Annotated in this window: 14 protein-coding genes; 8 read left to right on the top strand and 6 right to left on the bottom strand. The window is 36.2% G+C overall.

Annotation, left to right across the window (positions count from 1 at the left end; all coding sequences use genetic code 11):
• Positions 1–105 precede the first annotated feature (105 nt).
• Complete coding sequence (gene gcvP / locus OLM61_RS05270) at positions 106–2,955, bottom strand: aminomethyl-transferring glycine dehydrogenase (protein ID WP_264525392.1); 2,850 nt, start codon at positions 2,953–2,955, stop codon at positions 106–108.
• Positions 2,956–3,090: 135 nt separating this feature from the next.
• On the opposite strand from gcvP, the gene OLM61_RS05265 reads away from it, so the two are divergent.
• A complete protein-coding gene (locus OLM61_RS05265) occupies positions 3,091–3,903 on the top strand; it encodes a hypothetical protein (RefSeq protein WP_264525391.1) in 813 nt (270 codons plus the stop codon).
• A gap of 68 nt (positions 3,904–3,971) precedes the next feature.
• On the opposite strand, the gene OLM61_RS05260 is transcribed toward OLM61_RS05265, so the two are convergent.
• From OLM61_RS05260 to OLM61_RS05240, 5 genes are all read right to left on the bottom strand, one after another.
• Positions 3,972–4,370, bottom strand: coding sequence for a DUF1090 domain-containing protein (locus OLM61_RS05260; protein WP_264525390.1), 399 nt, complete (start codon positions 4,368–4,370; stop codon positions 3,972–3,974).
• A 63-nt stretch (positions 4,371–4,433) separates the two neighbouring features.
• Positions 4,434–4,889 carry an SRPBCC family protein gene (locus OLM61_RS05255; RefSeq protein ID WP_264525389.1) on the bottom strand — a complete coding sequence of 152 codons (456 nt, stop codon included), beginning with the start codon at positions 4,887–4,889 and terminating at the stop codon, positions 4,434–4,436.
• Between the two features lie 751 nt (positions 4,890–5,640).
• Positions 5,641–6,549, bottom strand: coding sequence for a TIGR01777 family oxidoreductase (locus OLM61_RS05250; protein ID WP_264525388.1), 909 nt, complete (start codon positions 6,547–6,549; stop codon positions 5,641–5,643).
• A 93-nt stretch (positions 6,550–6,642) separates the two neighbouring features.
• Entirely contained in the window at positions 6,643–7,461 is an 819-nt protein-coding gene (locus OLM61_RS05245) for a hypothetical protein (RefSeq protein ID WP_264525387.1), read from the bottom strand.
• Positions 7,462–7,528: 67 nt separating this feature from the next.
• Complete coding sequence (locus OLM61_RS05240) at positions 7,529–8,032, bottom strand: GbsR/MarR family transcriptional regulator (RefSeq protein WP_264525386.1); 504 nt, start codon at positions 8,030–8,032, stop codon at positions 7,529–7,531.
• Positions 8,033–8,364: 332 nt separating this feature from the next.
• Between OLM61_RS05240 and OLM61_RS05235 the strand changes: the two genes are divergently transcribed.
• The 7 genes from OLM61_RS05235 (at position 8,365) to OLM61_RS05205 (ending at position 13,838) form a co-directional block, all read left to right on the top strand.
• Positions 8,365–9,021, top strand: coding sequence for a hypothetical protein (locus OLM61_RS05235; protein ID WP_264525385.1), 657 nt, complete (start codon positions 8,365–8,367; stop codon positions 9,019–9,021).
• A gap of 48 nt (positions 9,022–9,069) precedes the next feature.
• The gene (locus OLM61_RS05230; RefSeq protein ID WP_173967198.1) at positions 9,070–9,246 is read left to right on the top strand and encodes a DUF1843 domain-containing protein; all 177 of its coding nucleotides are present in this window, start codon (positions 9,070–9,072) and stop codon (positions 9,244–9,246) included.
• Between the two features lie 73 nt (positions 9,247–9,319).
• A complete protein-coding gene (locus OLM61_RS05225; RefSeq protein ID WP_264525384.1) occupies positions 9,320–9,493 on the top strand; it encodes a DUF1843 domain-containing protein in 174 nt (57 codons plus the stop codon).
• A gap of 185 nt (positions 9,494–9,678) precedes the next feature.
• Positions 9,679–11,109: a radical SAM/SPASM domain-containing protein gene (locus tag OLM61_RS05220; RefSeq protein ID WP_264525383.1), complete on the top strand. Its 1,431-nt coding sequence runs from the start codon at positions 9,679–9,681 to the stop codon at positions 11,107–11,109.
• Between the two features lies 1 nt (position 11,110).
• On the top strand, positions 11,111–11,689 hold the full coding sequence (locus OLM61_RS05215; RefSeq protein ID WP_264525382.1) for a hypothetical protein: 579 nt from the start codon (positions 11,111–11,113) through the stop codon (positions 11,687–11,689).
• A gap of 56 nt (positions 11,690–11,745) precedes the next feature.
• On the top strand, positions 11,746–12,558 hold the full coding sequence (locus OLM61_RS05210; protein WP_264525381.1) for a hypothetical protein: 813 nt from the start codon (positions 11,746–11,748) through the stop codon (positions 12,556–12,558).
• A gap of 53 nt (positions 12,559–12,611) precedes the next feature.
• A complete protein-coding gene (locus OLM61_RS05205; RefSeq protein WP_264525380.1) occupies positions 12,612–13,838 on the top strand; it encodes a hypothetical protein in 1,227 nt (408 codons plus the stop codon).
• Positions 13,839–13,843: the final 5 nt, after the last annotated feature.

Here is a 13,843-nt window from a genome sequence, read left to right as displayed (position 1 = left end):
TTCAAGTTTTTGTTGGGATGTAAGACTTTAAATATGAAACCAAAATAAAACCCGACAGGTTCTTAAAACCTGTCGGGCTTGAATATTTAAAAGAAAACTTAATTTTTAGTTTTCCATGTATGCTTCAATAGGAGCACAGCTACACACTAAGTTTCTGTCACCGTATGCATCGTCTACACGACGAACTGATGGCCAGAATTTATTGTCAGCGATATACTCTAATGGGTAAGCTGCTTTTTCTCTTGAATAAGGGAAGTCCCAAGCGTCATTAGTTAACATTGCTAATGTATGAGGTGCATTTTTTAATACATTGTTTTTGTCCTCTGCTGTTGAAGCTTCGATCTCTTTTCTGATTGAGATAAGTGCATCACAAAAACGATCTAACTCTGCTAAATCTTCAGATTCTGTAGGCTCAATCATTAAAGTTCCGGCAACCGGGAAAGAAACGGTAGGAGCGTGGAAACCATAATCCATTAAACGCTTCGCGATATCACCTACTTCAATTCCGTTTTCTTTAAACGAACGGCAATCTAAGATCATTTCGTGAGCCGCTCTTCCACATTCTCCTGTATAAAGAATTGGATAGTGTCCTTCGAAACGTGTTTTCATGTAGTTCGCGTTCAGAATAGCATGCTCTGTTGCGCTTTTTAATCCTTCAGCCCCCATCATAGTGATGTAACCGTAAGAAATTAAACATACTAAAGCTGATCCGTAAGGTGCAGATGAAATAGCTGTAATAGCTTGTTCACCACCTACTTTAAGGATTGGGTTTGTTGGTAAAAATGGAACCAGTTTTTCGTTCACACAGATTGGTCCAACTCCAGGTCCACCACCACCGTGAGGAATAGCGAATGTTTTGTGTAAGTTTAAGTGACAAACGTCAGCACCAATTGTAGCCGGGTTGGTTAAACCTACCTGAGCATTCATATTAGCACCATCCATATATACTAATCCGCCATTGTCGTGGATTAATTTAGTAATTTCAATGATTGAAGATTCGAAAACCCCGTGAGTAGAAGGATAGGTTACCATTAAACAAGATAAATCATCTTTGTGTTCAATCGCTTTTTCTCTTAAATCTTCTACATCAATGTTTCCTTCCGGAGTAGTTTTAGTCACAATGATTTTCATTCCGGCCATAGCTGCAGAAGCAGGATTGGTTCCGTGAGCTGATGAAGGAATTAAACATACATTACGGTGACTATCACCTCTTGATAAATGGTAAGCACGGATAGCCATTAAACCGGCATATTCTCCCTGAGCTCCTGAATTAGGCTGCAATGTTGTTCCGGCAAATCCGGTAATTACATTTAATTGCTGCTCTAATTTTTTAAGCATTGTGATATAACCTTCAGCTTGTTCTACTGGTGCAAAAGGGTGAATGCTGTTCCAGTTTGGCATTGACAACGGTAACATTTCTGAAGCAGCGTTTAATTTCATGGTACAAGAACCTAATGAAATCATAGAATGATTTAAGGATAAATCTTTACGTTCTAACTTCTTGATGTAACGCATCAACTGACTTTCTGAATGATGATTGTTGAATACATCATGCGTTAAGAAAGGTGATGTTCTTTCTAATGAAGCCGGTAATTGACTTGCTTCAGTTAATTCAGAAACAGTAAAAGTTTCTTTTCCTAAAGCTTCAGCAAAAATGGCAATAATTTGGTTGATGTCAGCAATTGAAGTTGTTTCGTTTAACGAAATAGAAATCGTGTCGGCATCAACATAGAAGAAGTTTACTTCGTTTTTCTCTGCTACAGCTTTTACTTTTTGAGCGTCGGCTTTTACCGAAATGGTATCAAAGTAAGCAGTGTTGGTTTGGAAAACTCCTAATTTATTTAAAGCTTCAGCAGTAGTAACCGCCGATGCGTGAACTTTGTTTGCAATGTATTGTAATCCTTTTGGTCCGTGGTAAACCGCGTACATTCCGGCCATAACCGCTAGTAAAACCTGAGCGGTACAAATATTAGAAGTCGCTTTTTCACGTTTAATGTGTTGCTCACGAGTTCCTAAAGCCATACGTAAAGCACGGTTTCCGTTTACATCGATAGATACTCCGATGATACGACCCGGCATAGATCGTTTGTATTCTTCTTTAGTTGCGAAGAAAGCAGCGTGAGGACCACCATAACCCATTGGTACACCAAAACGTTGTGAAGTTCCAACTACTACAGCTGCACCCATTTCTCCAGGAGAAGTAAGGGCTGCTAATGATAAAATATCGGCAGCAAAGGCCACTTTGATTTCGTTTTCTTTTGCTTTAGCAACAAAAGCACTATAGTCGTTTACCTGACCATATTTTCCAGGGTATTGTAAAATAGCTCCGAAAAATTCATTTGAGAAATCAAATGTTTCGTGGTTTCCAACTACTAATTCAATTCCGATAGGAGTTGAACGCGTTTGCAGGATAGATAAAGTTTGTGGTAAGATTTCTTCAGAAACGAAGAATTTGTTTGTATTGTTTTTCTTCTGGTCGCGTGTACGAACGTCAAATAATAACGCCATAGCTTCTGCGGCAGCAGTTCCTTCGTCTAATAAAGAAGCATTTGCGATTTCCATTCCGGTCAATTCAATAACGGTAGTCTGGAAATTTAAAATGGCTTCTAAACGGCCCTGAGCAATCTCAGCCTGATAAGGAGTATAAGCAGTGTACCATCCTGGATTCTCAAAAATATTTCTTTGAATTGGAGCCGGAACGATAGTTGGGTGATAACCCAAACCGATATAAGATTTGAATACCTTATTTTTCTTTCCTAATTGCTGAATATGGTTTGCGAATTCGTACTCCGTCATCGCAGGATCTAAGTTTAAGGGTGCTTTTAGACGAATGTCATCCGGAAGGGTTTCATAAACAAGTTGTTCGATCGATTCAACTCCAATAGTCTGTAACATGTGTTGAAGATCTGTTTCTCTTGGACCAATGTGTCTTAAAGCAAAAGCATCTGTTTTCATATAGTAGTAAAAGTGTTGTTTTTTAGTCGCGCAAAATTAAGTATTAATAATAATTTATTGCACATTTTTAACTTCATTTTTTATGAAATTTTCAACCAAAGAGTTGATTTGTTAATAAATGATTAGATTTGAAGTATGAAATTTTTGAAACTCATATTAGATTTCTACCTGAACAGCAGTATTCATGTGGCTTTGTCGTGTTATGCGCTGGTACAAATCACGTTTCATGTGTTTCATATTCAGTACGATAACGCGATGGCCATGTTTGCTTTTTTTGGAACAATTGTGGGATATAATTTTGTTAAATACGACGCATTGGTTCGTGTTAAAAGAAAATTGATCGGGAATCAGCTGAAAATTATTGCCGTTTTGAGTTTTATTTCACTCTTTTTGGTGGGCTATTATTTTTTTCAGCTGAAGCGAATTACTCAAATTGTTTCGGTGGTGATTTTTTTAATAACGGCACTTTATACGCTTCCGTTTTTTCCAAATCGAAGAAATGCGCGCAACTGGGCGGGTGTTAAAATTTATATAGTCGCAATTTGTTGGGTAGGAACCACATTGGTTTTACCTTTAATAAATGCCGGGATTCCTTTTTCCAGTGATTTTTTTATAAAATGCATTCAGCGGTTTGTTTTGGTTTTTGTTCTGGTACTGGTTTTTGAAATTATTGATTTAGCCAATGATGATCCACATTTACAGACTGTTCCGCAAACGATCGGAGTAAAGCGAACCAAAGTTTTAGGGCTTTTGTTGCTGATTCCGTTTTGGGTTCTGGAAGTTTTTGTTTCTACTTTTAATTATCATGATGTTTTAATCAATCTGATCATGGTACTCATGCTCATGTTGTTTATTGCGTTTGCAAATCCTAAACGCTCTAAATATTATACTTCTTTTTGGGTCGAAAGCGTTCCGGTTTTTTGGTGGCTGATGATACTGTTGCTTTAAAAACAGTTTCTCCTAAAATAAAAAAACCGATGCGTAAACATCAGTTTCTTTAGGAGTGAAATAAAATCTTACTTCGTTTTTTGTTCTGCGAGGGCCTTATTTAAGTCGGCTTTAGCTTCGGCTAGTTTCTTTCTTTTTTTCTCAATTTTTTCTTTGCTTTCCTGCTCTTTTATGGCTTTGTTGAGGTCGTCAGTTTTTTCTTTGACCTTTTGTTGTTTTTCTTTGACTTTTTTGTCAAGGTCATTGTTGACTGTTTTTACCGTGCAGTTTTTTTTGGTTTTAGAGATGGCATCTTCAATTCCCTTTATTTGATTTTGATTGCCGGCCTTTTTGGCAGCAACTAATTTTGTGTTTAATTCACATAGTTTTCGCTCACAGCCTTTTAATGTTGTACAATTACTTTGTGCAAATCCAATGAAGGAAATAGCAAAAAAAGCGACGGATAGTATTTTCGTTTTTAAAGTCATACGTTTAGTTTTAGATTGTTTACGGATTTTAGAAAATCGTGTTAGATTATAAAAGTAAGAAATTTAAAGTTGTTTTTCAGAAACTATTTTCAGCGTTTTATTTCTTTCCAATAGGAAATTGGTAAGATGTTTTTTCAAAAAGAAATAATCAAACAGTTTTCCGAACAGTCCAAAAGGAGTTTCATATTGTAGTTTATCTGTCATAATGGTGAGGTCATTTTCTTTTTCAAAAAGATGTTCATGTTTAAATGATTTAAATTTTCCTTCCTCCATTTCATCAACAAAGTAATCGTAAAAATGCATGGCAGTTATTCGGCTTTTATGGGTAAGGTAAAAACCAAAATGTTTGCCACGCCAAGTAACCGTTTCGTTTAAATTGATTAATCCGGTGGTAACGCCGGCAATTGCTTTTTCCTTTGATGGACTTGCCGACTGTTGATGGATATCGATATTTCGTGCAGCATCAAAAACTGTTTTTTGTGGTGCTTTTATTCGGGTTGTAAGGTTTAGGATTGTCATTTGTTGTATCAATTGTTTAATCCCTACGGGACATTTTTTAGGTCGGATATGGTAAGTTACCGATATGTAATCTCTCCGAGATTAATTGTTTTGTAAAGTCTCTGCGAGACTTTTTTCAGGTTGGATATATTGGCGTTACTGATATGTAATCTCTCCGAGATTAGTTGTTTTGTAAAGTCTCTGCAAGACATTTTTTAGGTCGGATATATTGGCGTTACCGATATGTAATCTCTCCGAGATTAGTTGTTTTGTAAAGTCTCTGCGAGACTTTTTTAGGTTGGATATATTGGCGTTACTGATATGTAATCTCTCCGAGATTAGTTGTTTTGTAAAGTCTCTGCGAGACTTTTTTAGGTTGGATATGGTAAGTTACTATATGTTATCTCTCCGGGATTAATTGATTAGTAAAGTCTCTGCGAGACTTTTTTTAAGTTGGTATACTGTGTTGCTTTTATGTTGCTCCTAAAAAAGCGGCTTCATGGATTTAAGTTTGACGATTAGTTTCCCTTTTTTTTAGAATGTATTTGTATGAGCTAATTAATCTCGGAGAGATTACATATTGGTAACTATATGTCTACCTCGTAGGAGTGTCCCGTAGGGACTATACCTAATGTCCCGCTTAAGTTGCTCCGTTAGGAGCAACATCTTGGTAAAAAAGTTGCTCCATCTCACGAGAATGTCCCGTAGGGACTACACCTGATTTCGCATATAGTGTTTATCATAGCTTTTCCCGGTTTCGGCATTTGATTTTTTACGATAAAAGATTTTGAAAAGCGGGATCAATATTTTCATACTTAAACTTAAAACCTTTTTCTAAAAGTCGTTTCGGGACTACATTTCTGCTTTTTAAAACCAATTCGGTTTCTGTTCGAATGAAAAAAGATCCGATTTCGAGAAAGAAGGTATTGAGTGGAATTCCAAAAGGAAAACCAACTGCTTTTTGTAGCTTCTTCATAAAATCAATGTTGGGTACGGGACTTGGCGATACAATATTTATGACGCCGGCTATTTCTTTTTCAATTATAAAATCAATAGCATTCGCAAAATCATCTTCGTGAATCCAGCTTACAAATTGGTTTCCTTTTCCTTGTTTTCCTCCAAAACCAATTTTCGCCAAAGCTTTTAACGGAATAAAAGCTCCGCCTTTTTTGCCCAGAACGATTGACGTTCGTAAAGCCGTTTTTATCGTATTTGGAGTTTCGGTTTTAAAAAAGGCTTTCTCCCAGGAAAGAGCGATATTTATCGAAAAATTATTTCCTATTTCGCCCTCTTCTTCGTCCATTTGTTTGTCCAGAGAAAATCGGTAAATGGTCGCAGTAGAGGAGTTCAACCAGTGTTTTGGAGGTTTTTTGCATTTTAAAACAGCCTCGTTTAAAATTCTGGTGCTTTCGATTCGGGACAGTAGAATCTCTTTTTTATTTTTTTGAGTATAACGACAATCAACAGATTTTCCGGCAAGATTGATTAATACCGTTGCCTGTTCCAGTTCATTTTCCCAGCCCGAAAAAGTTTTGGCATCCCAGTTTACATATTTGATTCCATCGATGATTTTAGATTTTCCGCGGGTTAGGATAACGATTTCTTCAAATTTGTTTTTGAAATGACGGACTAAAACCTGACCCAGGAATCCTGTTCCGGCTGCAATTATGAGTTTATTCATGGTTTTGTTTTTTTAGTGGAGAACTACGCGAATTGTTCTTTGCGTAAAGAATCAGTTAAAAAGCAATTCGCAAAAATTCAGGAAACTTACAGATTAGTTCAAAATTAATAATAAAGCAATTATTCGATACAGTATCCAGGTGAGGCAGAGATATTTTGGAAGTTTTAAAATTTTGATTCTTCTGAAATGCTCTTTAAACATGATAAAAACGGTTATGCCAAACCAGGCCAGTACGATAAGCTCAGGAACCTTTATAAACTGAGTTGCAATTAAAATGGGTAACAAAATGAGGCACCCCATTAAAGAAACGGTCATTAAATTGCCTGCATAATTGAGCATCGTCTTTTGATCTGATTTTAGCATAAAGATACTTTGAAATACAATTTGTCCAAAGGCTAAAACGGCTTCTCTCCAGATAGTGGTTTGAGGCAGAACTGAAATCAAATTGGAATAACTAAACAATACGATTGTTGTTACGGTTAAGGCAAATCCGATAAAGAGAAAACGATACTTGTAATTGTAATCGGGGGTGCATTGTAATTTGTTTTCTTCCTTTATTTCTCTGGGAATTATTACTTTTCTGTTATAGGAAACAAAAGAATAGAGTTTTCTTAGTACGAAATGAACAGGTTTTGTCTTTCCTATTTTTTCAATCCACGGAAATGAATATCCTATAACTTTCAGTAAACTGTCGACCCCGTAAAGTACGGTTTTGGTTGTATTATCGATTAACGCAATTTCATTTGGTGCACGTTTGAGATCTACAAAATTTTGTTCTTCATCCGATAATTGACAATATGATTTTCTTCCGTTTTGATCTAACATACCGCTTTTTACAAAGCCGGTAGTATACAAGCTGCAAAGCGGACAATCTTCGTCGTAAAGCAGTGTTTGGTTTTCCAGCGTTTTCATAATTATAGTTTGTTTTAAACTTTCAGAAAAAAATGAAAGTTCGAATTAAATTTTTTTAGTTTGAAGGTTACTTCATGATTTTCAGGACCAGACGTCCCAACCAGTTTTCATTGAATTCCGTCATTTTGTCTAACATATTATCTGCTTTTAAAACAAAATCATACAGCTTAGTCGTTTGATCTACAAAGTGTTTTTCTTCTGCAGACTCATTTGCATCGATTGTCGAAACTTCTTTTAAAATTTTAAGAGCAGGTTTGATTTCTCTTTTGCTTCTTTCTCTCGAAATTTTAACGGCTAATTCGTCCAGATCTTTTTCAGCAGTAAAAAATTCTCTTCTTTCTCCGGCTTTGTATTCTTTGTAAACAATTCCCCAATCCATTAAAGCTCTTAGGTTCATGCTTGCATTTCCTCGTGAAATTTGCAATTCGTCCATGATGTCTTCCATAGAAACAGCTTCGTTCGAAACCATTAATAAAGCATGGATTTGTGCCATGGTTTTATTAATTCCCCATTGAGAACCTAATGCTCCCCAGGTTTGTACAAACTTATTTTTTGCTTCTTTGAATTCCATGAAACAAATGTAAGTAAAAGTTTTTAAACTTTCAAAAATAAATGAAAGTTTGTTTGAAGAGGTTTTTTTAAGAATAATCTTATGTCTGATTTTTTGGTGTTTTATGACAGAGAATTCTCATTTTATAACATTTTTTCGCTCCCATCTTCATATCTAAAATAGATTTGATATAGAAAATTAATGAAAAAATATTTTCTAAGTCATTCATTATCAGCTGATGAATTGAATTTGTAACGGTGGAGCAGAACCCACTTAAAAAACGAACTGTTTCGCACAGTTAAAACGCGAAGGCGGATCTGAAAAGCCTTATGAGTAGGACAAAAACTATTATTATGCAAGCAATACCTGTAAAAGTAAAAAATGTGAAAGTCTACCCTTACATTGATTGGAATGGTGGAGGGATTGGACCTGTTATTCTTCCTGTTATCGAAGGAGCCAGCGGAACTTACGCGGTTGGAACACTTGGAAGATCTGTATTCTACAATCTTGATTTAGCCCCTGAAAAATCTAGTATTGGTATACATCAGAGATATTTAGCAACTGGAGAGACTGAAGATGGTACTCCATTTACAACTCCATGGATGTATAGCACAAGCACAACTGGTGACATCGAGTTCGGAAGAACAATAACAATAGGGGTAAGAGAATCTGAAGCTATTAATGTTGGAAGTATACCTCCTTATATTGTATTAGGACCACTTACAAATATTACAGTAACTCAGATACTTCCTGCGCCAGCAATTGGAGAGAGAATACTAATTGAAAATGGTTCAGGTAATATTATTGCTACGAGAACTGGTACTCCTCATGAAATGGGAGTTGATGTAATCGAAGGTAACCGTTTAGGAAGACTAAGAGCGGGATTGAAAAACATCATGATTACCGGAAAAAACAAAGACGGTCAAACCGTGACTATTGGACATCTGACTTGTTTGGATCCAAATGAACCGGCTCTTTTTTTACAACAATTTGGACCTAGTGAGCATTAAAAAAAATAATCCTCAAACGAAACAAATAACAACTAAAAAACAACAGCTATGGGAGTAATCATGCCTTACGGTGTCGCCATTAGAGAAGCTTTAGTCTCTAATGATCTGGCCAAGATGGAAGCTATTGCCAAACAAGCGAAGCAAACAATAAAAGATCAGGGTGATCTGACTGTTGCTTTACTGGACTTGTTAGACGCAATAGATTCTTTAAAGAAGAAGAAATAACCTGACTTGTACAGAAAAACAAGGGTGGAGCTGAAAAACCTAAAGAGTAGGAACAACTATAAAACAAAATATTATGGCAACAGTACTTTACGGAGTAGGAATCAGAGAAGCGATTGCTTCGAATGATTTGGAAAAAATGGTTGCGGTAGCTGAACAAGCTAAGAAAACCATAAGAGACCAAAAAGATTTACACGTAGCATTGGTAGAATTGCTTGATGCAATTGATGCTCTGAAAAAGAAAAGGTAATCTAAAAAAGACGGTTTATCAAGTTTTACTTCTTAAACCGTCTTTTTAAATAATTGTTAAACTGTAAATAAAACTAATACCGATTGTATATTCAATATAGTCCAATTGCATTGTACTATTTTCATATTACATCGGCATTATATCAGAAAGCATTGAACTAAAAATATAAGTAAAATTGATATAAGATGGATACGATTAAGACTTCAACACGATACAGAGTAAGAGATGATTATGAAACAGCAACTCCGGTTCATGTAGTATGGGAAATTACTTTAGCATGTAATTTGAAATGCTCGCATTGCGGATCAAGAGCTGGAAAAGTAAGACCGGGCGAATTAACTACGGAACAATGTTTTGGTGTTATTGATAGTCTTAAACGTCTTGGTACAAGAGAAATTTCCATCATAGGCGGGGAAGCTTTTTTAAGAAAAGACTGGATTGAGATCATCGAAAGAATCCATCAAAGCGGAATCGAATGTTCGATGCAGTCGGGCGCCTATAACCTAAACGAAGAACGAATCATTAGTGCTAAAAAAGCAGGAATAAATAATATAGGTGTTTCTATTGATGGAATGCCGGATACTCATAATAAAATAAGAGGAAGAAGAGATTCTTTTGAACATGCCGTTAATTGCCTGGCACTCCTTAAAAAACACAATATCACTTCGAGTGTCAATACCGTAATTACAAAAAGAAGCAAAAATGAGATGAATGAGCTTTTGGATGTTTTGATTGAAAATAATGTAAAAAACTGGCAGATCCAACTTGCTGTTGCTATGGGAAATGCTGTAGATCACTCGGAAGAATTGATTGTTCAGCCTTATGAATTAATTGATTTTTACGACGACCTCATCGTCATCTACAGAAAAGCATTAGCGCATAATATTTTAATACAGGCCGGAAATAACATTGGTTATTTTGGACCGTATGAACACATCTGGAGACAGGGCAATGAAAAATATTATACAGGATGTTCGGCTGGACATACAGGAATAGGGATTGAGGCAGACGGTAAAATAAAAGGCTGCCCATCATTACCAACAAGTGCCTATACGGGAGGAAATGTAAAAGATATGGCGCTGGAAGACATCTGGAAGTATAGCGAAGAAATGGTTTTCTCCAGATATAGAAATAAAGAAGAATTATGGGGTGGCTGTAAAGGCTGCTATTATGAATCTTCCTGTCTGGCAGGCTGTACCTGGACAAGTCATGTACTGTTTGGTAAGAGAGGGAACAATCCTTTTTGCCATCATCGGGCTTTAGAATTAAAGAAGAAAGGCCTTAAGGAACGAATAAGAAAAATACAGGAAGCACCAGGCGAATCTTTCGATATGGGACTTTTTGAAATTATAGTGGAAGACGAAAACGGAGTAATCGTAGAAATACAATCCCCAACAAGTGAAGCTCCAATTCAGGTTACTGGCCCTATTGCCAGAGTACCACGAATTCCAAAAGCACTGAAATTATGCAATGGATGTGATAATTATGTTTATGAAGAGGAAGAGGTTTGCAGTTTTTGCAATAGCGACGTGAAAAAAGTAAACGAGGAATATGCCGCAAAAATGGAAGCCGCAAAACGCTCACTGGAAAAACTGGAATTCCTAATGATGAAATAAGATGGAGCAGTTAAAAAATATTCAATCCGAAATCGAGCAGTACTCGCATCCTATTGAAGAAGGCTTAAGTCTGTCGGAAATTACCATTAAGTACGGTTTTAATTCGTACCGGTACGGATCTTCCAGTTTTTTAGACGACCTTTTTGATCCCATCTCTATCACAGACAAAACCATATTTTATGATTTAGGCTCTGGTTACGGGAATATTATTTTATACGGTGCGATACAATATCCAAATGTTCAGTTTAAAGGAATAGAAATTCTTGAAGAGCGAAATAAAGTTTGTGTTGATTTAATCAAAAAAGAAGGAATCACTAATGTCACAGCCATTTCCGGCGATCTCTTAAAGGCTGATATTTCTGATGGGAATGTTTTTTATCTGTACAATCCTCTCCATGATTTTCAATACGCCGAATTATTAGACAAACTCTATCAGATTTCTTTGAAGAAAGACATTGTCGTAATTGCAGAATCCCATTGTAGTTCTTTTGACGAAGCCGATTGGCTGGAACAATATCACCTTAAAGATATTGATGTCATCAGAAAAATTAAATATTACCGCTCTAAACCTGCTTATTAAAACCCACCAAACTATAATAGAAATCAAATCAATTACTAATTTAAATCAAAAGTGTTATGGCTAGTTTAAGTTCAATTATTCTTCCGGTTCTTGAAGGGATGGAGGAATCACATTTAAAAGATCAATTATTAAAATTTCTGCCAAATCAGGAGGAATCATTTTCAAAAATTGAAAAAAGTTTTAATCAGCTGACTTCAAAAGTTCAGGATAAAGATCGTTTGCAGCGTTTTTTTCACAGCTGGAGCCAAACCAATAACAGCGCAATGACCGTTGCCGGAATCAGTAACCGTATGACCATGCTGGTTCATAAAAATCAACCTATTGGAGACGAAAAAGCACTCTTGCAGTCAATCACGAGTTTAAACCGAATTGTTGATGAAGACCTGGCCGTCGTGGGCAGAATTTTGCATTCGCAAATGTTTTACACCATGGCCACTACAATTTGTACCGATGATGACTGGCTTTCACGCCGTTATTTAAATGAAAGTGCCAGTGATTTTAAAAAATGGAAAGATCAAAATTCCTTGCGAAACAAAGACATCATGATTGCTTTGTTGACCACTTTGATCCATGAAATTTATACACACGGAGAAGTAGAATTGATCTTGCCAAAATTCCAATCCTGGCTGATTAATGATTATGGGTACACCGAAGAAGAATGCGATAAAACACTGGCATGGATAAGTGTACATTGCGGACCAACGGAGAAAAATCATTTCTTTTTTGCGGTTAGTTCTATTTTTTACTACGCCAAAGCAATGAACATTAATCTGGAATCGTATGATCTCGAAACAATTGTTAACGACTATTTAGCTAAAAAGTCGGCAGTGATGGAAGATCTGATGGAAGTTGAAGAATTGAGTTTTTAAAAATCCACGTCCCAATACTACATTATTACAAAAAAAATAAACTTCAACGCCGTATGTCAAAAATTAAGCTGCAACAAAATCAGGCTGATAAACAGGAAAAATGGAATCAGTTGTTTTTTGAATATTTTCAAAAGGGTAACATCTTACACAGAGATTCATTTGCTAATTCCTCGGTAGTCCTTCATCCGGAATACAATGGAGAAATGGATCGTTTGTGCGCTGTTTTAAGCAAAGCCTCTAAAGCAATTGTTTTAAATTATTTTGAAGACAACCGAATTCGGAACTATTATCAACTGGATAATGACCTTGAAGGGATATTGAAAAAAAGTAATAGCCAGACCTATAATCAGGGCTTTTATCGCCCTGATTTTTTATATGATACAAACGATCAGCCTAAGATTTGTGAAATAGGGGCAAGATATCCGCTAAACGGCTGGATGATTAGTTATTATTCACAATTGATACACAATCGTACCAATTCGCATCATGAAAAAGCACATACCAGCGGTACTGATTTAGAAAATCTTATCGACGATCTTTCCCAGCAGTTTGCTCCCCATCGAAAAGTAGCGCTCATTCACGATGATGAAAAAGGCAGCGATATTTTTAATGCCCAAAGAGAATTAGCGAAATTGGATATTGAACTAATTTCTGCAAAACCTCAGGACCTCATCATTTCAAACAATTCAATAACGGTAAACGGAGTAGCAGTTTCACAATTTATACTGGAAATGGATCGGGAAGAACTAAAAAAAATCAGTCCCGATGTACTGGATAAATTAGTCGAAGAAAATAGTTACTTCAATGACATTCGAACTTTAATTTTAATTCATGACAAAAGAGTTCTGGCCGTAATGTACGATGCCCAGATCATGCAGGATTATTTGAGTGAGGAAGACTACAGCTTTTTGAGAAATTACCTCATCCCGAGTTTTGTCATTACGGATCCCGCCGGCTGTGATGCTTTTACGGATACAGAGCAAAACCTCATTTTAAAATTAAACAGCGGAGGAAGAGGAATTGGAGCTTATGTGAAAAGCGACTGTACAAACGAAAACTGGAATACAATTGTTCGGGAAAATTGGGGCAAATACCTGATTCAGCATTTTGTAAATCAGAAAGAATTTAACGATGCCGAAAACAATCGCCAGATCTATTTAGTAGGGATGTTGTTGTGTAAAGACGACAAAACTTACGGGTCCGGCATTTTTAGAGGATCTGATGAATCGGTTGTAAATGTACATCAGGGGAGAGCCTTAATTTATCCAATCGCTCAGTAGTAAAA

The organism is Flavobacterium sp. N502536 (genome assembly GCF_025947345.1).
Lineage (GTDB): Bacteria > Bacteroidota > Bacteroidia > Flavobacteriales > Flavobacteriaceae > Flavobacterium.
This window is presented reverse-complemented; position numbering and strand designations above follow the sequence as displayed.

Coding starts and splice junctions, on each gene's coding strand:
- OLM61_RS05215 (WP_264525382.1), top strand. CDS start 11,111: ATGGAGCAGTTAAAAAATATTCAATCCGAAATCGAGCAGTACTCGCAT.
- OLM61_RS05250 (WP_264525388.1), bottom strand. CDS start 6,549: ATGAATAAACTCATAATTGCAGCCGGAACAGGATTCCTGGGTCAGGTT.
- OLM61_RS05230 (WP_173967198.1), top strand. CDS start 9,070: ATGGGAGTAATCATGCCTTACGGTGTCGCCATTAGAGAAGCTTTAGTC.
- OLM61_RS05220 (WP_264525383.1), top strand. CDS start 9,679: ATGGATACGATTAAGACTTCAACACGATACAGAGTAAGAGATGATTAT.
- OLM61_RS05245 (WP_264525387.1), bottom strand. CDS start 7,461: ATGAAAACGCTGGAAAACCAAACACTGCTTTACGACGAAGATTGTCCG.
- gcvP (WP_264525392.1), bottom strand. CDS start 2,955: ATGAAAACAGATGCTTTTGCTTTAAGACACATTGGTCCAAGAGAAACA.
- OLM61_RS05205 (WP_264525380.1), top strand. CDS start 12,612: ATGTCAAAAATTAAGCTGCAACAAAATCAGGCTGATAAACAGGAAAAA.
- OLM61_RS05260 (WP_264525390.1), bottom strand. CDS start 4,370: ATGACTTTAAAAACGAAAATACTATCCGTCGCTTTTTTTGCTATTTCC.
- OLM61_RS05240 (WP_264525386.1), bottom strand. CDS start 8,032: ATGGAATTCAAAGAAGCAAAAAATAAGTTTGTACAAACCTGGGGAGCA.
- OLM61_RS05210 (WP_264525381.1), top strand. CDS start 11,746: ATGGCTAGTTTAAGTTCAATTATTCTTCCGGTTCTTGAAGGGATGGAG.
- OLM61_RS05235 (WP_264525385.1), top strand. CDS start 8,365: ATGCAAGCAATACCTGTAAAAGTAAAAAATGTGAAAGTCTACCCTTAC.
- OLM61_RS05255 (WP_264525389.1), bottom strand. CDS start 4,889: ATGACAATCCTAAACCTTACAACCCGAATAAAAGCACCACAAAAAACA.
- OLM61_RS05265 (WP_264525391.1), top strand. CDS start 3,091: ATGAAATTTTTGAAACTCATATTAGATTTCTACCTGAACAGCAGTATT.
- OLM61_RS05225 (WP_264525384.1), top strand. CDS start 9,320: ATGGCAACAGTACTTTACGGAGTAGGAATCAGAGAAGCGATTGCTTCG.